The organism is Clostridium sp. AM33-3 (assembly GCF_003480315.1).
GTDB lineage: Bacteria > Bacillota > Clostridia > Lachnospirales > Lachnospiraceae > Brotaphodocola.
Genome location: NZ_QUIV01000026.1, coordinates 1 through 22,313, shown reverse-complemented (window position 1 = coordinate 22,313; position 22,313 = coordinate 1). Strand labels below are relative to the sequence as shown.

The window sequence follows — 22,313 nt, the reverse complement described above, 5'->3', positions numbered from 1 at the left end:
CTACTCCGCTTTCTTTTTGGCATTATAATGATTCATGGCACGCTCCGCTCCGGTTGTCATCATCATGACCGCAGCCTCAGCCGCCTCGCCAAACGCCTCATCCATGATCTTCTGCTCCTCTGCTCCGAAACGGCTCAGCACATAATCTGCCAGATCCATCTTCGGCGGCTTCGCGCCCACGCCCACCTTGATGCGCGGAAACTCCTGGGTGCCCAGGTGCGCAATGATGTTCTTGATTCCATTATGCCCGCCGGCGCTTCCCTTTAACCGGATGCGCAGCTGTCCCGGCTCCAGACTGATATCATCGTAAATGACAATGATATCCTCCGGATCGATCTTATAATAATCTACCGCCTCGCGGATGCTCTCGCCGCTTAAGTTCATGAAGGTCTGAGGCTTTAAGAGAAGCACCTTCTCCCCCTCGATCACGCCCCTGCCGCACAGCGCCTTGTGCTTGCGGTCACTCACATCAATATTATATTTGTCCGCCAGCACATCGATCACCGAAAAGCCAACGTTATGTCTCGTTTTCTCATATTCCCGTGTGGGATTCCCAAGTCCTGCAATTAAATACATCTTTTTATCCTTCCTTTTCCTTAGACCACTCCTGTATCCGGGTGATATAAATCTCCCGCACCGCCCTATTCGGAATGGCCAGCCGGTAAACACTATTCACTGGTTTTCCGACCCATGTCAGATAACCGATTAGAAACAGCACACTCCATAAATTGTCAATGCTCTGATCAATCTCGTCATACGTTAATTCCAGACGTATTTCTTTTTCCACGGATTCCCCGGCAATCAGTCGTTCCATTTCATCACGCGTTGTCTTATCTGCCCTGTTCACAAACCGCTTCACCAGATCATTCCCGCTGGTATTGATCCCGTAGGATTGCGGCTGCGCCCCCGGTTCTCCGCGAAGCCTGTCCACATGATTGATCACATCCCATGGGCAATAAACATCTGCACCGCCAATATGATATCCATCGTACCATTCTTTTGTTTCCGCCTGATGTTCTTCCAGGTGATACGTCTCCAACAATTCTGACACTTCCTGTTCCGTAAAGCCAAATTGTTCATCAAAACGGGCATCCGTAATAGCGAGTACTTTAAAATTATTCAGTCCTGTAAAAATACTTTCCTTCGATACCCGCAGACATCCCGTCAATACCGCAAACTGCAGCGCATCATTGGTTTTTAAAGCCTGTCCGAATACTCCACGGATCAGGGAAACCATTTCCTTATAATAACCATGCTGGAATGCTTTGTCCAGTGGAACATCGTATTCATCTATCAATATTATGGTTTTCTGTCCGTAATGTCTGTATAAAAGCTGTGACAGTAGCTGCAGACTGGACACAAGAATTGTCTCATCCATAGTATAACGCCCATGGTCAAGCGAAATCAGGGCCTGATACCTGTTTTTTTCATTTTCAGAAAGCTTTTTGCTATCTGACAAAAATAAAAAGCGCTCCGCTTCCGCAGCAACCAGTTCTGTCAAGCGATACTTTGCATCTGCAAAAGTAAGACCATCCACATTCTTCAAAGAAAGAAACACCACCGGAAACCTTCCCATATAGGTATTGCAAAGTTCCTGATTCTTTGAAATGTCCAACCCGTCAAACAAAGAATGATCTGCTCCTATTTCAAAAAAGCAGCGAAGCATACTCATATTCAAAGTCTTTCCAAAACGGCGCGGCCTGGTAAACAGATTCACCTCTCCCCACTGTTCCAGAAGCTGCTCGATCAATGTGGTTTTATCCACATAATAAAATCCATCTTTCCGGATTTTCTCGAAGCTGTCTACCCCCACCGGCAATTTTAATAATGACGATTTCATGGCTCACATTCCCTTCTATGCTGCTTTCTGTAAACATGGTTTTTATGAATATAGAATAGCAAAATTCGGAATGTATTGCAATGAGAACGGCTCGACAAACTTTAGGATACCAGAAAAGCGCCGGGAGCATTTCGCTCCCGGCGCTTTCTCTGTAATTCTTATGGTTGAAAACGATTCCATTACTTATCGTCTTCGCGTTTCTTGGTCACTGCCACAAATGCTGCAAGCATCATGCTGGACAGGAAGAATACCAGTCCGTTTGTTCCGCTCTGGCCGGTCTTCGGAAGTGCTGCTAACGGCACATCCTCATCGTCGATCATAAGCAGATTGTCTGCTCCGTCTTCGTTCGGCAGGTTTGCTAACGGAACTGCATCCGGGTCAATGGTTACGGTTGTTGTTCCCGGGCCGCCGGAGGAAGATCCACCGTTGTCACGCGGGCCGGAAGAGCTTCCGCCGCCACCGCCACCGCTGTTGCCGCCACCCGTGGTTCTGGAATCAATGGCGATCGGATCGGTCTCATCTTCTCCAGTTACCTTGCCCTCCGGCTTTTTCGGGTTCTCGGTCTTTGCTGTTGCGGTTGCTTTGTTTGTAAAGCTTGTGTTGCCAAGATCTGCTGCTTTTACTGTGTAGGTTGCTTTCACATCAACCGAAGCACCTGCTGTTAATACAGCGATGGTTGCGGTTCCGTCTGCATTCACAGTATACTCACCTGTATTGGCAACAATGGTTGCACCGTTTAACTCGTCTTTTACAATTACGTCTTTCAGATCCGTATTACCAGTGTTGGTTACCTTAATGTTAAATTCCATCACATCGCCAAGCTCAAATACAGTCTTCGGTGCTGTCGGAGCCTTGACAGTCTTTTCAACTTCCAGTCCATCTTCATAGATGTGGAAGTCTGCCGGGATCCAGGTAATCTTATAGTTTGCATTTGCTGCTGCGTCAGTCTCCGTAACGGTAACTGCATCTTTGTAAGTACCTCTTGCCTCATCAGTGCCAGCACCCGGTCTGGTTACCTTGAAAGCAAGCTTATCACCCGCTACTACTTCACCGCTTGTTACGGTTGCGCCAAAAACAGTTTCCGGACGGATCCATCTCATAATTCTCGTCACAACACCAGGAGTAGAGATATAGTCTTCCGGATCAGCCTCACCAACATACTTGGATGCTTCATCTGCAGTAATGGTGATTTCTCTCGGATCTACCGTTAAGGTTCCCTCAACTGTGTCAATCTCGTAGTTCTTTTCCTTGATGCCATCATTCAGCGTGTAAGTAAAGGTGTTCTTACTATTTCCAGCATTGGTCTGGCTTCCGGTCACCTTGTAGGTTGCACCTTCGCCATCCGCAAATCCATCTCCGGATACTGCTACGGAATCGTTGGTTAATGCATTTCCGTCATAGGTCTTCTGATCGGTTGCACTGGTCAAGGTTACCTGTCTCTTTGCAATCTCCAGAGAACCATCGGTTACGTTGAAGATTACATTGCTGTAGTTTCCGTTGGTATTCGCAAAATCACTTGCCTTCAGCCCCATTGAGTAGGTTCCGGCATCAGTCTTAGACAGTGTGTCATTTCCCTTGAAGCTGAAATCGCCTTCTGTATAGGCTGGGTTGCTGATTGAAACATCATAACCGCTTACCGCCATTTCTGCTCCATCGTAGGTCTTGCTACCTGTATGACCGGTAATGGTTACAATAATTTCGCTTGCACTCGGAGATACGGTCAGCTTACCCTCTGTCTTGGTGATATTGTAGTTATCTTTGTTTGTGCCTTCATTCAGTGTGTACGTGAAAGTATTATCACTGCTTCCAGCTTCAGTCTGGCTTCCGGTTATATTGTAGCTTGCGCCTTCGCCATCTGCAAACTTATCACCGCCTACTGTTACAGTATCATTGGTTAATGCAGTTCCATCATAGGTCTTACTGTCGGTTCCACTGGTTAATGTCACATCTCGTTTCGCGATTTCTAACTTGCCATCCTTGATTGAGAAGCGAACATTGGTAAAGTTACCGTTGTTGTTGGTAAAATCACCTGCCAGCAATCCCATATCGTAAGAACCTGCATTGGTTGCAGCAACTGTCTTATGGGACGCATCTCCGCTGAAGCTGAAGTCACTTTCATGATACAGGTCATTGCTGATTTCGGTGACATCATAACCCTCCGCTTTGTGTTCCTTGCCGTCATACTTGGCAGAATTGCTATGCTCTGTGATAGTCACAACTACTTCATCAGTGATCGGTTTTATCTCTAAGCTACCTTTCTTCAGTGTGATGTTGTAGTTGTCTGCCTTTGTTCCCTCATTCAGTGTGTAGGTAAAGGTATTCGGTTCCGTACCAACATTGGTAATGGTTCCGGTTACATCGTAAGTTGCGCCGTCATTCTTTACGAATCCATCGCCACTTACCGTTACAGTGTCATTGGTCAATGCGGTTCCATCATAAACCTTTTCAGCATCTGCACTGGTCAGGGTAACATCACGTTTTGTGATCGTCAGCTTACCGTCTTCTTTCACTACAAACTCTACATTTGCAAAGTTGCCATTGCTGTTTGCGAAGTTTTCAGCTTTCAGACCCATATTGTAAGTGTCGGCATCCGTTCCCTTCGCCTCTGCATTGCCGCTGAAAGTAATATCCTTTTCCTTATACAGGCTGCCTGCCGGAATCGTTACATCATAACCAGTTACGCTGTGCTCATCTCCGTTGTACTTAACGGTGTCAGAGTGACCCTTGATAGTAACGGTAATCTTTTCAGTTACCGGAGTAACTTTCAGTTTGCCATAAACTGGTTCGATGTCGTAGTTTTTAAGCTTGGTATTTTCATTCAGATTGTAGGTGAATGTATTTTCACTCGTACCAACCTTTGTCTGGCTTCCGGTTACTTTGTAGGTTGCACCTTCGCCTTCTGCAAAGCCATCTCCGGCAGTTACGGTTACGGTCTGCGCTGTTAATGCTTCACCGTCATACACCTTGCTTGCATTTGCACTGGCCAGCGTCACTTTACGCTTTTCAATGGTCAAGTTACCATCCACAATCACGAATTTTACTTTTTCAAAGCTTGCATTTCTGTTATGGAAATCAGCTTCTTTCAATTCCATATCGTAAGTGCCAGCATCGGTTGCCTTCACCTCTGCATTGCCTGTAAACGTAAAATCTGCTTCGTGATAGAGAGGATTACTGATATTTGTTACTGTGTAACCAGCTACTGTATGCTCCGTACCATCGTACAAGAAGCTTCCGTTCTGTTCTGTGATAGTTACGACTACTTCATCTTCCGTAGCAGTTACAGTTAACTTACCTTCATGCTTACTGATCTCATAGTTATCTGCATTGGTTCCTGCGTTTAAAGTGTAATTAAAGGTATTATCACTGGTTCCGGCAGTTGTCTGTGTACCAGTTACCTCGTACGTTGCGCCCTCACCGTTTGCAAATCCATCTCCACCAACGGTTATCTCGCTGTTGGTCAGCGGCGTTCCATCATATACCTTGCTGTCAGTTGCACTGGTCAGAGTCACTGCACGTTTCTGAACTGTCAGCACAATATCATTCTGGATTACAAAGGTTACGTTTGCAAAGTTTTCGTTGGTATTCACAAAATCTGCTGCGTTTAATTTTGTTGTATAAGGACCAGCATCTTTACCGGTTGCAGAATCTTTCGCTCCATTAAACTGAACATTGGAAGTTTCATAAAGCTGGTTATCGGCAGCTATATCATAACCGCTTACGGTAAACTCGCTGCCATTATATTTCTCTAGGCCAACATGTCCTGTAATGGTTACGGTAACTGTCTCCGTTACCGCAGTAACAGTCAGATTTCCATAAACTTTGGTGATCGCATAGTTGGTGCTCTTTGTGCCCTCGTTCAGCTGATAGGTGAACGCGTTCTTACTTGTACCTTTGTTCAGCTGGCTGCCAGTAACATTGTAAGTTGCTCCATCGTTTCCTACAAATGCTCCCGCCGTTACGGTCACTTTGTTGTTGGTTAACTCAGTTCCATCGTAAACCTTTTCAGCATCTGCACTGGTCAGAGTAATCTCAACCGGTTTAATTACCAGTTCACCAGGATCTACCACATTAAAGGTTACATTGGTAAAGTTCTTGTTGATATTTTCAAACTGAGCCGCTTCAAGTTTACCTTTATATGTAGCTGCATCAGTTCCTTTGATCGTTGCATTGCCGGTAAACTTGATGGAAGAATCATTCAGCGGATAATTTGCATTATCAGCTGTTGCGGTATAACCCGTCACAGATTTTTCCGTTGCGTCGTAAGTTGCCTCAGCACGATTACCACGAATGGTTACAACTACCGGAGTCTCAATCGCACGAACGGTCAGGTCTCCAAGTGCTTCTTCAAATTCATAGTTATCTGCGTTGGTTCCCTGAGTCAGGCTGTAACGGAAATGGTTTTTACTGCTTCCGCTTTCAGTCTGAGAACCATATACATCGTAGGTTGCGCCTTCGCCATTTGCAAAACCATCACCACTTACGGTCACATTTTTTGCTGTCAGCGGAGTACCGTCATAATCCTTGCTTGCAGAATCACTGGTCAGAGTTACTTTACGTTTTTCAATGGTAAGCTTGCCATCTACAATCTTAAACGTTACTTTCGTGAAGTTCTTATTCGTATTCCAGAAATCAGCAGGGGTCAGTTCCATGTCATAGCTTCCGGCATTGGTTCCCTTAACCTCTGCGTTTCCGCTAAAAGTGAAGTCTTTTTCCGTATACAGCTTACTGCTGATAGACTGAACAGTATAACCGGTTACGGTTTTCTCCGTTCCATCGTAGGTTTTTGTACCACTGTTTTCCTTAATGGTTACTACAACTTCATCTGCAGTTGCTGTAATTGTCAGCTTGCCTTCCACTACGCTGATCTCATAGTTGTCCTTGCTGGTATTGCTCTTCAGCGTATAGGTAAAGGTATTATCCGTTTCACCAACCTCAGTCCGGCTCGCAAAATTACTGTAGTCTGCACCCTCGTTTTCTGCGAATCCATCACCCGTTACCTCAACGGTTTCTTTCTTTAATGCTGTTCCATCGTAAGCTTTGGAATCACTTCCACTTGTCAGGGTTACGCTGCGTTTCTGAATTACTAACTGTCCATCCTCTACAACGAATGTTACATTCGGGAAGTTAGAGGTATTCGTATTTGTAAAGTCAAATGGACTCAGATTCATATTGTATGTTCCGGCATTCGTGCCCTTAACCTCTGCGCTTCCACTAAAGGTGAAATCGTTGACCGTATACAGCGGATTGCTGATGTTCTCTACGGTATAACCCGTTACGGTTTTCTCTGTACCATCGTATTTTTCAGTGCCACTGTTTTCTTTGATGGTAACGGTCACAGTTTCAGTAACCGGAGTCACCTTCAGTTTGCCATAGACTGTTGTAATCTCGTAGTTACCTGCATTTACTCCGTTTGCAAATCCGTAGGTAAATGTATTGTCTACTTCACCAACATTCGTTATGGTTCCGGTTACATCGTAGCTCGGTGCTTCATTCTTTACAAAGCCATCACCGCTTACGGTCACATTATGATTGGTTAATGCTGTTCCATCATAAACCTTTTCATCATCTGCACTGGTCAGGGTAACGTTTCTCTTTGTAATCGTTAACTTACCGTCAGAAACAAGTACAAATCTTACATTCGGGAAGGTGTTATTATCCTTGTTTGTAAACTGGCTTGCATCCAGTCCCATCGGATATTCACCGGCATTGTTCTCCGTCACCTTATCATTTCCGTTGAATGTAAAGTCTGCATCAGAATACAGGCTACCTGCATCTGCACCTGCACATTCTACAACGTAAGTATAGCCCCGTTTTCACAGTACCGTCATATTTCTCGCTGGTCTTATTACCAGTGATCTTTACAACAATTTCATTGGTAACCGGAGTAACTTCCAGTTCTCCCATTTGGGTCTGTACGTCGTAGTTGTTTTTTACAGAAGGATCCAGTGTGAAATTAAATGTGTTGTTAGACTTACCAACTGCTGTCTGAGTACCAGTTACCTTATAAGTAAGCTTGCCAGCATCTGCCGCTACCAGACCATCAATCGTCAGATTGGTTGCTGTCAATGCGTTACCGTCATAAATCTTATTAGCGGATGGGCTGGTCAGTTTCAGAAGCTTCTTGTCAATTTTCAGGGTATTGTCCTGAATTACGAAGGTAACCCTACTAAAGTTCGCATTGTCATTTCTAAAATCACTCGCTGACAATGCCATATCATACGTTCCGGCATTGGTTCCAGATACTGTCTGATGCGCAGTATCACCAACAAAGGTGAAATCATTTTCATGATACAGTTCGTTGCTGATAGATACTACATCATATCCGCTCACCGTATGCGCTGTTCCATCGTATGTTACTATGTCACCGTGTTTCTTAATGGTAACGACTACTTCGTTGTCATTCGCAGTAACGGTTAATGTTCCTTCCTGAGTAGTAATGTTGTAGTTCTTTGCTTTGGTGTTATCATGAAGAGTGTATGCCGGCTCAGCAAAAGTATTGTCGCTAGATCCAACTACTGTCTGACTTCCGGTTACATGATAGTCTGCACCTTCTCCGTCTACGAACCCATCACCGGTTACCGTAACCTCTGAATTCGTCAGCGGTATTCCGTTATAAGGCTTGGAAGCTGTAGCACTTGTCAAAACTACATTACGTTTCGTGATGGTCAGTTCACCATCGGTTACACTAAACTGTACATTACTAAAGTTGTTATTCAGATTCCGGAAGGATTCTGTAGTAAGTCCCATCGGATAAGGAATTGCCCTTGCATCAGTGCCTGTCGCGGTATCGCTGCCAGGTGTTACAAGTGCCACATTCGCAGCAGTGTACTTTCCGTTTCCGCCCTCAATGTTTGTTACATTATATCCGGTCGTGGTCTGCTCACTTCCGTTATACATCTTAGACTCTTTCTTACCAACAATCGTTACCGTTACCAAGTCATCAATTGGCTTGATGATTAATTTTCCCGGAAGTGCTGCAGTAACAATATGCTGTGCATCAATCAGTCTGCCTACTGGATCAACAGCAAACTCTGCAGTATACTCGCCGGCATTTGTGCCAGAAGCACCAGCTGTCACTCCAGTAATGGTAAGACTATCATTGGTATCGGTTCTGATATAACCAGATACGCTCTTTTCTGTACCATCATAAGTGTATGTCTCACTGTCTGCCTGCAGCGTCACATTCTTATAATAATAGAAATTAATCTCATCCGTACCGGTACCGACGATATGCGTCTTGGTTGCATCGTCTGTAGCCACATGCGTATATCCGGAAATTTCCGGTGCATTTTCTGTAACCTCGGTTCCCCAGGTGCCTGTCTTTGTCTCCGAATTCTGCACCTTCTCAGATGTGCCATTCAGAAGGTAATTGACAGTGTAGGACTTCTGCTGCGGTATCCAGTTTGCCGTAAGCTTTACATTCTTTTCCGGCATTACAAAACTATCGTCTGCATGATATGTCTTGCTTCCATCTTCGGAATAAGTCCAACCTGCAAAGTCATAACCTGTCTTTGTCGGTTCTGTGGCTACAACGACTACCGTAGAACCCACATTCTTAAACCATTTGGTCTGAGCGCTTCCCCAGGTACCACCATTCAAATCATAATCCACATAATATCCAGCTACATACTTTGCATAGAAATTTACATTATGATCTGTAATGGTATACGGGAATGTAACAGCCTCACCTGATAACGCTTCATTATCATACCATCCCAGGAAGGTATACGTTACTCCATTTACGGTCTTTGTAGTCGGGTACCTGCCTGCGGTCGGGCTCGTCTGCTCATTTTTATAATAAGAACCAGCCTCTGCGTATTCATATCCGGTCTGTCCGGCATTCCAAAGCCAGTAATTCGCTGTATAAACGTCTTTTACTTTGATTTCAACCGTACAGTCTACATGCTTATCCGGATTCGTGCCATTGTTCCTGGAAATTTTATAAGGCTTAAGCTTGATAGATTCGATATCTGATTTTGCGATTGTTTTTCCATGCTTTTGTTCTATTTCTGCCTTATATGCCTCAAAAATCGTATTCCAGTCACGTGCATAGTCTCCTGTCTGCGTAATTTCCAGGCTGCTGCCGGTTGTTCCATTCGGCCATTTCACTACACGACTGGAAACGCTATCCAGCATATTTTTATTATCTTCCCAGGTACCATTGGTAACCACAATCTTACCTGTACCAATGTTGCGTCCCCATACCGACGAATCATTTGATTTGGGGTCAGCTGTCGGAGTAGTTAAATAATAAAACTGTGCATTTTCTGTTGTAGTTGCCTGGATTACTGTAATCTCTTTCGCTGCACTAAATCGATTTCCTGCATGATCTACGGCCCATACCGTGATTGTTGCAGTTCCAAGCTTTCGTCCGGTTACCATACCTGTTTCATCTACAGTCAGAACACTTTCGTCCGAAGACTCCCAGGTAAGTGTTGCGGAACCGGTGGTCGGCTGAAGATTTGCGTTTAATTGAACCTGTCCAAATAATTTTACTTCGTTTTCACCGGTCAAGGTCACACCAGTAATTGGATCTGCGGTAACGGTAATGGTCGCCGTGTCTTTTTTCCAACCCCAGTCATAATACTCATAAGTGATCGTTGCCGTTCCGACTCCAACCGCTGTTACCGTAGCAGCCTGTCCGTTTCCGGTCACCGTCAAAGCGTTCGTATTCGAAGATGACCAGCTTTGATAATACCCGCTCTTGTCACTTCTAAGCGTCTGTGTCTGACCAATCTTCATAGTATCATTATAGTTTTTCATAGAAGCTGCCATAACACCACTCGACGCTGCTACCGCATAAATCGTAAAGTGCTCTGCCTTGAATCCGACTTCCTCTACAGCCGCATCCTCTACGTTCTGCTCACTGACGGTCTCCAGCTTCAGCTCGCCTGCCTCAGCCTCTGCTGCATTCTCTGCGCTCAGCTGGGTCTTGCTGGTATCGTCTACTGCTACGATCTCGACCTTATCGGAAGCCTCGGTCATTTCCTGGATCGGAGCACCGGTGAAGGTTACGTCTACATAGCCGCTCTCGGACCAGCTGTTGCTGAGTTTCTTCCCATTATAAAGGAGATTGATATCGTATGCTAATACGCTGTGAACGGTTGTGCCCTCGGCCTCGCTGTCCATCTTCTCTTTGATGGTATCGCCCAGAGCGTCGGTCACTTCGGTTACGGAAAGCTCGGTGCCTTCCGGAAGAATGCCTTCCTCTGCGTGCAGGCTGATGGTCACGCCTTCGCTGCTCACATAGGATGCGCTGAATTCCGGATGTGCCACGCCCACGGTTTCTTCCAGGCTTGCCACGATCTCCAGATCTTCGGTAACGGCTTCTACTGCATAGACATGCTCATGCTGCTCCAGATCGGATGCGCTTGCCACATCTGCTGCGTCTGCCTCTTCCAGAGGTTCGCCGTTGGCGGTTACTTCGGTGATCTCGTAGCCTACCTGCGGGTCTACTGCAAAGTACAGGGTCTCGCCTTCGTTTACGGTGTGTGCGCCTTTGATCGTTGCTGCACCTACCGGATCTACGGAGTAATCTACGCTGTACTGGCCCTCTACTGCTGCCTCACCGGTCAGGTCCTCGGCCTTTACCACATACGCTCTTGCGTTTGCGCTGCCCCAGATGGTTACGGTATTGTATGCCTTACCATTCAGCTCGCCTGCCAGTTCAATGGAGTCATCCTCCAGGAACTGCTCGTCGCTGTCAAAACCAATATTCTCGCTGCCGTCGTTGTCTGCCGGCTCTTCTCCGTTTGTTTCATCCGGAGTGGTAACGTCTTCAGTCGGAGCCTCAGTCTCTTCGGTGAGCTCGCCGTCTGTCTCATCGGCTGCGGTGGTCTCGTCTGCCTGAGTCTCGTCTGCAATGGTTTCCTCCGTGCTGTCATCAGCAACGGTTTCTTCTGCAGTAGTCTCTACAGGAGCCTCTGTTTCTTTTTCCGGCTCCTCTGCTTCGGTCTCTTCCTCAGCGTCTGCTACCGGTGCTTCCACTGCTGCTTCTGCGCTGGTGCTTACACGGAATACCTTCTTTGCGGAGATGGATGCGCTTGCGCTTCCCTCTTCCGGAGTAAGCTCAATTTCTTCCTCAGCCTCTTCTGCTGCCGGTGCCTCTGTCTCGGTTTCCGGCTCAGTCTCTGCTTCGGTCTCTTCTGCTTCGGAGGTTTCTGTCTCAGCAGCTTCCTCTGCGCCGGTGGTCTCCTCTGCCTCGCCGTTCTCGGAAGCGTTCTCGCTCTCGGTTACGTCTGCTTCGGTTTCGTCAGAAGCGCTCTCGGATTCAGAGGTTTCGCCTTCCGGTTTTACAACCTCTGCCTGCGGCTTCTTTTCATCGTCCACCATGGTGGTGCCGCTGTAGTCTTCCGCGTTCTCCACGCCCTCTGCATCTTCGATGTTGGTAGTGTTCGGATTTACGGTAACACGTGCAGTTTCATATCCGCTTACGTTTGCGCGGAAGGTTACTGCCATGTCGCTCTCGTTGATGAACAGGAATACCACATCGTCGGTACCTGCGTTGTAGAATACCTGCAGATCTGTATGCTCTGTCGCATAACTGCTGTCGATATCTACATCGAGCTGATACACCTTTCCGGCCTTGCTTCCTATCAGCTTTTCATAGGAAGTCTTAAGGCTCTTTTGTTTTGCTTTCAGCTCCAGGGATGAAAAATCGAACACATCTCCACTTTCCAGAGCTGCGCTGATCGCATCCTCAAGTTCGCTGCTGTTAAGCAGGAACAGAGAGCTTTCTTCTTCGCCTGCCGCGAACGCCACGGTCAGGTTGGTGCCAAAGTTGGTCACAACCATGGCTACCGTCAGCATAAACGCCACGATGCGTTTATACTCGTGCCTGATGACTTTTCTCAGGCCCAGTGTTTTCGCTTCGAGTCCCTTCATACTTCTCTCTCCTTTTCCCTTTATTTTTTGCTATCTAAATGTAAGGATAACGTTTTTCAGACAACTGTTTCATTGTCATCTTCAGTATACTCTTTTAAGCGTTACAAGAACTGTTATTTTCCATATTTTTCCTTAATTTTTTCTGATCCTTCCGCAATTTCCAGCTCCTTGACATTCTTTCCCATGTTTCTTTTCAGGCTGTCTCCACTCACTGCCAGTGCCGGTCTGCATGCGTAATATACATCAATTTTCCGGCGCCGGTTCACCGCTCGGAAGTTCCTGCATACATGCTCTGCCGCAATCTTGCAGCCGTCCTGGTCTGTGCTGGTGACCAGCACCAGGAACTGATTTTTGCCGTAGCGGGTGTACAGATCTGATCTGCGCACCGAACGGATAATGGAGCGTTCCAGTCTCTGCCGTACCTCCTCCAACTGCTCGGAGGATTCCAGAGGCTCGCCGTCCCGGTCAAGCAGGGTAAAGAGCACCAGATGTGCCCTGGTATCTTCCCGTCCCAGCACCCAGACGATATACCGGTAAATATCAATGAAGGTCAGGTAATCGCACCGGGTTGCGCCGAACACATTGGGATCCGGTCTCAGGTGCTGCTGGATTTCTTCTATATTATTCATCTCGTACTGGATCATATTGCGGATTGCCCGGTAATGCTCCATCATCTCCTCCGACATGCGGATGCCGTATTCCTGCTGGGATTCCCTGGCGATCTGCTCATAATACTCCACAGCCAGCTTATATTCCTTCATGGCCGTCAGACACTCCAGCTTGACCAGCTGCCATTCCTCGTAGGGATAGCGGCTGAGTGCCTGCTCACAATACGGAAGCAGCTCTGCATAACGGTTCTGCTTTTTCAAAAGCCTGCTCAGTTCTCTCAGCACCTTAAAGTAAAGCTCCTGATACTTCCAGTTCGCAGCTGCCACCCAGTCATCCGCGATCATCAACGGAAGAAATTCGCCTTTATAGATCCTGCATGCCTCCTCCAGGAGCTCTACCTCTTTCAAAGGTTCTTTTTCTTCCAGTGCTGCCATGACCTGCTTCTGGAACACCTCTACATCAAGCTCCACATCTACATGCTCCGCTGCCCACATGTATATGCCGCCCTTGGTGGAAATATACTCGCCATCGGGAAGACCGGCTGCCACCAAGCTTTTTCTCAGCCGGAAGATCATGGCACGCAGGGAATTGGCTGCCTGCTCTATGTCGCTGTCCCCATAGAGCTGCTCCAGCAACCGGGTTCTCCGGATGCCTTCCCCGCGGCTGTAGATGAGAAGCATCAAAAGATGCAGCATCTTACTGCTGAGACTCTTTCCCAGAAGAAGCGGCTGTCCCTGATAGGTCATGCTGAATCCTCCAAGCATCTGTATGTAAATGACATTCGGATCATTCTGAAAGTTCTTTCCGGATACTTCTTCCCGTTTTGCTTCTGTTATTTCCCCCATTTTTAAAGCTCCTGTTTCCGTTATATTTTTTATTGCATTATCATGCACTTTTTCCTTTTTCATAACGCACGCCTCCCTTTCTACTCACTATAGCAAGTAAAAGTACCGGATGCAAGTACTTCGCCCCAATCGGTCAAACTTCGGCAAAATTGGTATTTTTTCGGGTGAAAAAGAATGTGACTTGGGGACGTAATTTCCTATCATACAAAAAAAGCACCCGCAGAGACGATATCCCGCGAGTGCCTTTCTGACTTTTTATATATTTGTGCGTTATTTGCAGACGTTATTTATGCCAGCTCTTCCTGCTGCTCCTCCAGTGCCGCTGTCGCGTACTTTTCAAGGATCACAGACTGGATCATATCGCGGGTTCCCGAATTGATCGGATGTGCGATATCACGGTACTCGCCATCTGCTGCCTTGCGGCTCGGCATAGCGATGAACAATCCCTTCTCACCTTCAATGACTTTGATATCATGGACAACAAATTCGTTATCTATGGTAATGGAAACGATTGCTTTCATTTTCCCTTCTTTTTCGATTTTCCTCACTCTCACATCTGTTATCTGCATGTGGAACCCCTCCCCCGTTTTGATGAAGCTGTCCGGAAAAAGCCCGAAGGCCTGTCCCGGTCAGCTCTGTCTGTTTTCATGATGTCGAAACGATGCCGCCCTGCCGGCTGTCCTGCCGGGCCCATTACAGGGTATAGCGCTCGTTTTTCTCGATAACGATCTTAATATCATCCGGCGTACCGATATAGGTCGTGTTGGCACGGATGGTATCGCGGCTCTCTACGATGCAGTTCTCGATAACAGTGTTGTCGCCAATATAAACATCGTTCAGGATGATGGAATTCTTGATCACGCAGTTGTTTCCAACATATGCTTTCTTGAAGAGAATGGAGTTTTCTACGGTTCCGTTGATGATAGATCCGCTGGAAATCAGGCTGTTCTTCACCAGTGCGCCCGGATTGTATTTTGCCGGCGGAAGGTCATCCACCTTGGAGTATACATCCGGATATTCCTTGAAGAAATAGTTGCGTACCTCCGGCTTTAAGAAGTCCATATTGGTCTTGTAGTAGGACTCTACAGAAGCGATATTGCTCCAGTAGGAATTCAGCTTGTATGCATAGATACGTTTTAAGTTTTTGTAACGCACCAGGATATCGCGGACAAAGTCTACGCGGTCTTCTGCCGCGCAGCGCTCAATGAGCTCGATCAGCTGGCGTCTGCGGATCACATAAATACCGCAGGAAATGGTGCTGGAGGTGGAAACCATAGGCTTCTCGTCGAAGTCGATGATGCGGCCGTCATCGTTTAACTTCACCTGGCCAAAGCGGGTGATATCCTCTGTCTCCGGCATATCCTTGCAGACTACGGTAATGTCTGCCTTCTTTTCAATGTGATATTCCAGAACCTTGTTGTAGTCCAGCTTGTAGATACCGTCGCCGGCAGCAATGACCACATAAGGCTCATGGCTGTTCTTTAAAAAGGTGAGATTCTGATAAAGGGCATCTGCGGTGCCGCGGTACCAGTCACTGTTCTCTGCGGTGATGGTTGGAGTGAATACATAAAGTCCGCCCTGTTTTCTTCCGAAATCCCACCACTTGGAGGAGCTTAAATGCTCGTTTAAGGAACGGGAGTTGTACTGGGTAAACACCGCCACGTTCTGGATATGGGAGTTGCTCATGTTGCTGAGCGCAAAGTCAATGCTGCGGTAGCTGCCTGCAACCGGCATTGCGGAAATCGCGCGCTTGTTGGATAATTCCCGCATTCTCTTACTGTTTCCGCCTGCTAATACAATACCAATCGCTTTCATCGTACGCCACCTGCCTTTATAATGTAGTCTCCGCTTGCCAGTGCTCCGTCGGTATAGTCCTCCGGAGTGGTGACGCCGGAAATTGCGGTATTCTTACCAATTTTTACATGATCCGGGATCACGCTGTGCTCACCAATGGTAACCAGGTCGAACTGGTAAACCTTCGGGTCGTATTTGCTCGGTGCGTACTCGCCCACACCAAGCTCGGAGCCCTCGCCCACTGTGGTATCTTCTGCCACGATCGCTTTGTTTACTTTTGCGCCTGCTTTGATATGGCAGTCGCGCATGATGATGGAATCGTGTACCTCTGCTCCCGGCTCAATGGTAACGCCCGCGCCAATGACCGAATTGGTAATGGTTCCATGCACCTCGGTACCCTCACCGATGATGCTCCGGTCGATGACTGCATCTGCTGCCACATACTGTGGCGGGATGATATCGCTCTTGGTATAAATCTTCCAGTATTCCTCGTAAAGGTTGAACTCCGGAATGATATCGATGAGCTCCATGTTTGCCTCCCAGTAGGAGCCGAGGGTTCCGACATCCTTCCAGTAGCCGTTGTACTCGTAGGCAAAGATACGTTCCTGCTTCTCATGGCAGTACGGAATGACATGCTTACCAAAGTCACAGCCAGGCTCTTCCGACATGGCAATGAGCGCTTCCTTCAGCGCCTTCCAGCTGAATATGTAGATTCCCATGGAAGCCAGGTTGCTGCGCGGATTTGCCGGCTTCTCCTCAAACTCGGTGATACGGTTATTCTCATCGGTGATCACGATACCGAAGCGGCTTGCCTCTTCGATCGGAACCGGCATACATGCGATGGTGACATCTGCGTTGTTTGCTTTGTGATATTCCAGCATAACCTCATAATCCATCTTATAGATGTGGTCGCCGGAAAGGATCAGAACGTAGTCCGGATTGTAGCTTTCCATGTACTCCAGGTTCTGATAAATGGCGTTCGCGGTACCGGTATACCAGTCACTGCCCTTGCTCCGCTCGTACGGCGGAAGAATGGTAACTCCTCCGACATTACGGTCCAAATCCCACGGAATGCCAATTCCTATGTGACTGTTCAGACGTAATGGCTGATACTGTGTTAAAACGCCAACTGTGTCAACGCCAGAATTGATACAGTTGCTGAGCGGAAAATCGATAATTCTGTATTTGCCGCCAAACGATACTGCCGGTTTTGCGACTTTTTGTGTTAATACTCCAAGGCGGCTGCCCTGTCCCCCTGCCAAAAGCATGGCAATCATTTCCTTTTTAATCACGTTATCACCTCGCTGTAGTTTTCTTGTGCCTATTATTATACCACGCATTTCAGAGAAAGTGAACAAATAATTGTATTATTTTCAATAATTTTTGTACATTTTCCGACACTTTTTGCGTATTTTTTGCATTTGTCAATATATGGTATATTGAGAATTGGGTAACACAATTTATCCGATTTTGTACTGCCGTTTCCGGATAGAGCCGAAAATACGCGTATTTCGATATTTTTCTTGAATCACCTTATAAAATGAAGTATAATCTTGTTTAAGTATGCAAATAATAATATATTCTGTTAAAAGATTGAAAAGAATGCAGATCAAAGGAGAAGTATTATGGATTTAGTTACTGTAAGAGAACTGTATAAAAACCGGGAAGCTTACCTGGATAAAGAGGTTTCTGTCGGCGGCTGGGTGCGCAGCGTGCGTGCTTCCAAGGCCTTTGGCTTTATCGTAGTCAGCGACGGAACCTATTTTGAGACCCTTCAGGTCGTTTATCATGACAACATGGCAAACTTTGCCGAGATCAGCAAATTAAACGTAGGCGCTGCCATCATCGTAAAGGGTACCCTGGTTGCTACCCCGGATGCAAAACAGCCGTTTGAGATCCAGGCTGTAGAGGTTGCTGTAGAGGGTCCGTCTGCTCCGGATTACCCGCTGCAGAAAAAGCGCCACACCCTGGAATATCTGCGTACCATCACACATCTGCGTCCGCGCACCAACACCTTCCAGGCTGTATTCCGCGTACGTTCCCTGATCGCATACGCAATCCATCAGTATTTCCAGGAGCGTGATTTCGTTTATGTTCACACTCCGCTCATCACCGGAAGTGACTGCGAGGGTGCCGGTGAGATGTTCCAGGTAACCACCATGGATTTAAACAACATCCCGAAGACTGAGGACGGTGCTGTTGATTTCACCAAAGATTTCTTTGCAAAACCGACCAACTTAACCGTAAGCGGTCAGTTAAACGGCGAAACCTACGCCATGGCATTCCGCAACATCTACACCTTCGGACCAACCTTCCGCGCTGAGAATTCCAACACGACCCGCCACGCTGCCGAATTCTGGATGATCGAGCCGGAGATGGCCTTCGCTGATCTGGACGACAACATGGAGGTTGCCGAGGGCATGTTAAAATATGTCATCCGCTACGTTTTAGAGCATGCTCCGGAGGAGATGGCTTTCTTCAACAGCTTCATCGACAAGGGACTGTTAGACCGCCTCAACAATGTTGTGAACTCCGAGTTCGGCCGCGTTACCTACACCGAGGCCGTTAAGATCCTGGAGGAGCACAACGACCAGTTCGACTACAAGGTATCCTGGGGCTGCGACCTTCAGACTGAGCATGAGCGCTTCCTGACCGAGCAGATCTTTAAAAAGCCGGTATTCGTTACCGATTACCCGAAGGAGATCAAGGCCTTCTACATGAAGATGAACCCGGACGGAAAGACCGTTGCCGCAGTCGACTGTCTGGTACCAGGCATTGGTGAGATCATCGGCGGAAGCCAGCGTGAGGATAACCTGGAGAAGCTTACCGCACGCATGGACGAGCTCGGCTTAAAGAAGGAGGATTACCAGTTCTATCTGGATCTTCGCAAATACGGTTCTGCGCGCCACTCCGGCTTCGGTCTGGGCTTTGAGCGCTGCGTCATGTATTTAACCGGCATGGGCAACATCCGCGACGTGATCCCGTTCCCGAGAACCGTAGGCAACTGCGAGCTGTAAATCAAATAATCCGATCCGTACCGTGCCTCTGACACGTTCCGGATTCGCAAAAACCTATGCGGGTATACTGTGCAGAACGAACTGCCGGCATACCCGCATCGCATTTTAAGGAGTGCCTTATGAAATTTATCCACATTGCCGATGTCCACTGGGGCATGAATCCGGACAGTGACCGGCCCTGGAGCCGTGAGCGCGCCCAGGCCATCCGCGACAGCTTTGCCGAAGTGATCCGCCAGGCCAGACTGCGGGACGCGGACTGTCTCTTCATCTCCGGAGATCTTTTTCACCGCCAGCCGCTCCTGCGGGACTTAAAAGAGGTCAACTACCTGTTCTCTACCATTCCCGGCGTGCAGGTCATGATCATTGCGGGAAACCATGACCGTATCCGGCCCAGCTCTGCGCTCATGAGCTTTACCTGGTGTCCCAATGTCACCTTCCTCATGTCGGAGGAATTAAGCTCCGTTTATTTCAGGGACTTAAACCTGGAGGTACACGGTTTCTCCTATCACACCGCAGAGATCAATGAGGCTCGCTTAAACGGCATTAAGGCTCCGGACGATGGTCACATCCATGTACTGCTGGCCCACGGCGGAGATGCTTCTCATCTTCCGCTGGACAAAGGAAGCCTGGCACGCACCGGTTTTTCCTATACGGCACTTGGCCATATCCACAAGCCTGAGCTGGCACCGGACTTTTCTTACGCTTATCCGGGTTCCTTAGAGCCGCTTGATAAAACAGAAACCGGTCCCCACGGCATGGTCGTGGGTGAGATCCAGCCTGCCTCCGGCCAGGTCATCTCCCTGGAGTTTGTTCCGGTAGCGCGGACCCAGTACATTCCTCTGGTGGTCCACGTCACACCGGCCACCACCAACGGGGAGCTCTGCGACCGCATCACCGATGCCGTGAAGCAGCGCGGACCGGAGCACATTTACCGCTTCCGCATCCGAGGAATGCGTGACCCGGACATTACCTTTGACTTAGAGCCGCTGGAGCGTCGCCTGCAGATCGTAGAGGCAGTAGATGAATCCGAGCCGCAGTACGATTTCTGCCGGCTGTTTGCGGAGCACCCCAGCGATATGATCGGTTTTTACATTCAGGCGTTCCAGAAGGATGATCCAAGCCCGGTTGAGAAAAAGGCGCTGTATTACGGGATCGACGCTCTGCTGCGAACGACAGATGAGAGGAGCTAAGCATGCGGATACTGGATTTACATATTGACGGATTCGGCAAATTCCATGACCTTTCCGTCTCTTTTGACAAGGACCTCAATGTGGTTTACGGCAGAAACGAAGCCGGAAAATCCACGCTGCACACCTTCATCCGCTGCATGCTGTTCGGCCTGGAGCGTGGACGCGGCCGGGCGGCCCGCACGGATCTTTACAGCAAATATGAGCCGTGGCAGAACAAGGCTGTATACGGTGGGCAGATGCGGGTGGAAAAGGATGGGGTCATTTACCGCCTGGAGCGGAACTTTCAGAAGGATCAGAAGTCTTTCGTGATTGTGAATGAAACCGCAGGCAAGGAGGTAGAGCCTACCAAGGGTTTTCTGGACTTTCTGCTGGGCGGCCTCACCGAGACCGCTTACAACAACACCATCAGCATCGGCCAGCTCAAATGCGTGACGGAGGGCGGCATGGTCACCGAACTGCGCAATTATATTGCCAACATGAACACCACCGGCAACCTTTCTTTGAACATCACCAGGGCAACCACCCATTTGAAGAACCGGAGAAAGGAATTTGAGCGCCAGCTCACCCCGGAAGCAGCCCGCACATATACCGCACTGCTGACCGAAATCAAAAATATCGAAAAAGAGATTTCCGCTCCGGAATACGAGAATCAGCTTCAGACCTACCAGAATCTGCGTTCCCAGGTAAAGAACCAGCTTTCCGAAAAGCAGGCCGAGCGTGAAACTCTGCTGCAGAAGATCGCAAAGGGCAGACAGGCCCTGGATGGCGCACAGTTTACCGATGAGGCCTCCATCCATGCATATCAGGAAAATGCCCGGAATGCTTATGCACATTATAAAGATGTGGCTGCCGCCACAGCCCGCAGGGGACGCGTGGTGCTTCCTGTGATCATGATGGTGCTTGCAGTGCTTTCCGCCATCGGTGCCGCAGGACTTGGAGTGTTAAGCTCCCAGGCCTTTGAGCCGGTCTTCTTTGTAACCGGCGCCCTGGTCTCTGTGTCCACCGGCGTGGCCCGCTACACAGTATGGCTGATCTGCATCTTAAGCGCTGCCACGGTCCTCTTCTTTGCAGTCAGTCTTATCCTCTTTATGAAGAATCGCAGCTTAAAGCAGGAGCTCTCCATGACAGAAAAGCTTCTGCAGGAAATCTTCTCCCGCCATCTGGGTGATTCCTCCATTTCCGAGGAAGCCATGGCTGCGTTTGAGAGCCGCATGGAGGAATTCATCCGCTTAAGCCAGGTTTTAGAGCGTTCCGAGCAGTCTGTAAACGAACAGGCTTCTGAGATCTCTGTCCTCCAGGAAAAGGAAACCAGCTGCGATGACGCGATCTCCCGCCAGCAGAAAGCTCAGTGGGAGCTGGAGAAAAAGCTGGATCACCTGGCCCACTGTAAAGACCAGACTGAGTCCTTAAAGCAGGTACTGGCGGAAAACGACCGGATCCGGGAGGAGATCACCGCCATTGACCTGGCGCTGGAAACCATGACCGGCCTTTCCGCTACCATCCGGGATTCCTTCGGACTCTATCTGAACAAAACTGCCTCTGAGCTGATCTCCGGCATCACCGGCGGCATCTACGACAGCATGAGCGTGGATGAAAGCCTGAATGTGTTCATGAATACCCGCACCCGCCTGGTTCCGGTCGAGCAGGTATCCAGCGGCACCATGGACCAGATCTACCTGGCCCTGCGCCTTGCTGCCGCCAGGATCATCCAGCCGGAGGGCGATTATATGCCGCTGATCTTCGATGACAGCTTCGTATTATACGATGAAGACCGGCTTCGTACAGCCTTAAAATGGCTGAAAAAGGCCTACCCTGGGCAGATCATCATCTTTACGTGCCACCAGAGAGAGGCACAGATGATGACCGCCGAGCAGATCGCGTACCGGCTGGTGACGATGTAAAATTTAAAGAATAACCAATAAGGTCCGAAGGTTCGGTCAGACCATACAGAATAAGCAGATGCTGTGAAATTTTGTACTTCATTCGCTCCGCCGCCGATCATATTACGGTTAGTAGATGCTCCAACTCTGATGACATGAAATTTGCACTTATCTTCGGTTTTCCTGATGATGAACGATAGATCCTGAATCAGATCCTGATAAGTATGATTAGATATTCCTTGCATATAGTAGGC

Annotated in this window: 11 protein-coding genes; 3 read left to right on the top strand and 8 right to left on the bottom strand. The window is 48.2% G+C overall.

What is annotated here, in order from left to right; translation table 11 throughout:
* The 8 genes from pth to DW819_RS12980 all read right to left on the bottom strand — a co-directional run bounded on the left by pth (nucleotide 1) and on the right by DW819_RS12980 (nucleotide 17,264).
* Nucleotides 1-576, bottom strand: a complete 576-nt coding sequence (pth, locus tag DW819_RS13015) for an aminoacyl-tRNA hydrolase (protein WP_118733616.1) — start codon at nucleotides 574-576, stop codon at nucleotides 1-3.
* 4 nt (nucleotides 577-580) lie between these two features.
* On the bottom strand, nucleotides 581-1,840 hold the full coding sequence (locus DW819_RS13010; protein ID WP_118733615.1) for an AAA family ATPase: 1,260 nt from the start codon (nucleotides 1,838-1,840) through the stop codon (nucleotides 581-583).
* 179 nt (nucleotides 1,841-2,019) lie between these two features.
* Nucleotides 2,020-7,560 carry a doubled motif LPXTG anchor domain-containing protein gene (locus tag DW819_RS13005; RefSeq protein ID WP_118733614.1) on the bottom strand — a complete coding sequence of 1,847 codons (5,541 nt, stop codon included), beginning with the start codon at nucleotides 7,558-7,560 and terminating at the stop codon, nucleotides 2,020-2,022.
* 43 nt (nucleotides 7,561-7,603) lie between these two features.
* Nucleotides 7,604-12,724, bottom strand: a complete 5,121-nt coding sequence (locus DW819_RS13000) for an InlB B-repeat-containing protein (RefSeq protein ID WP_118733613.1) — start codon at nucleotides 12,722-12,724, stop codon at nucleotides 7,604-7,606.
* Nucleotides 12,725-12,837: 113 nt separating this feature from the next.
* Nucleotides 12,838-14,178 carry a BTAD domain-containing putative transcriptional regulator gene (locus DW819_RS12995; protein ID WP_182432650.1) on the bottom strand — a complete coding sequence of 447 codons (1,341 nt, stop codon included), beginning with the start codon at nucleotides 14,176-14,178 and terminating at the stop codon, nucleotides 12,838-12,840.
* A 287-nt stretch (nucleotides 14,179-14,465) separates the two neighbouring features.
* Nucleotides 14,466-14,747: a septation regulator SpoVG gene (gene spoVG / locus DW819_RS12990; RefSeq protein ID WP_118733611.1), complete on the bottom strand. Its 282-nt coding sequence runs from the start codon at nucleotides 14,745-14,747 to the stop codon at nucleotides 14,466-14,468.
* Between the two features lie 124 nt (nucleotides 14,748-14,871).
* Entirely contained in the window at nucleotides 14,872-15,993 is a 1,122-nt protein-coding gene (glgD, locus tag DW819_RS12985; RefSeq protein ID WP_118733610.1) for a glucose-1-phosphate adenylyltransferase subunit GlgD, read from the bottom strand.
* Nucleotides 15,990-17,264, bottom strand: coding sequence for a glucose-1-phosphate adenylyltransferase (locus DW819_RS12980; RefSeq protein ID WP_118733609.1), 1,275 nt, complete (start codon nucleotides 17,262-17,264; stop codon nucleotides 15,990-15,992). The genes glgD and DW819_RS12980 overlap by 4 nt, the downstream gene beginning before the upstream one ends.
* Before the next feature lie 333 nt (nucleotides 17,265-17,597).
* Here DW819_RS12980 and asnS point away from each other — a divergent pair, with 333 nt between their 5' ends.
* From asnS to DW819_RS12965, 3 genes are all read left to right on the top strand, one after another.
* The gene (gene asnS, locus DW819_RS12975) at nucleotides 17,598-18,989 is read left to right on the top strand and encodes an asparagine--tRNA ligase (protein WP_118733608.1); all 1,392 of its coding nucleotides are present in this window, start codon (nucleotides 17,598-17,600) and stop codon (nucleotides 18,987-18,989) included.
* A gap of 119 nt (nucleotides 18,990-19,108) precedes the next feature.
* Complete coding sequence (locus DW819_RS12970) at nucleotides 19,109-20,179, top strand: metallophosphoesterase (protein ID WP_118733607.1); 1,071 nt, start codon at nucleotides 19,109-19,111, stop codon at nucleotides 20,177-20,179.
* Between the two features lie 2 nt (nucleotides 20,180-20,181).
* The gene (locus tag DW819_RS12965) at nucleotides 20,182-22,080 is read left to right on the top strand and encodes an AAA family ATPase (RefSeq protein WP_118733606.1); all 1,899 of its coding nucleotides are present in this window, start codon (nucleotides 20,182-20,184) and stop codon (nucleotides 22,078-22,080) included.
* Nucleotides 22,081-22,313: the final 233 nt, after the last annotated feature.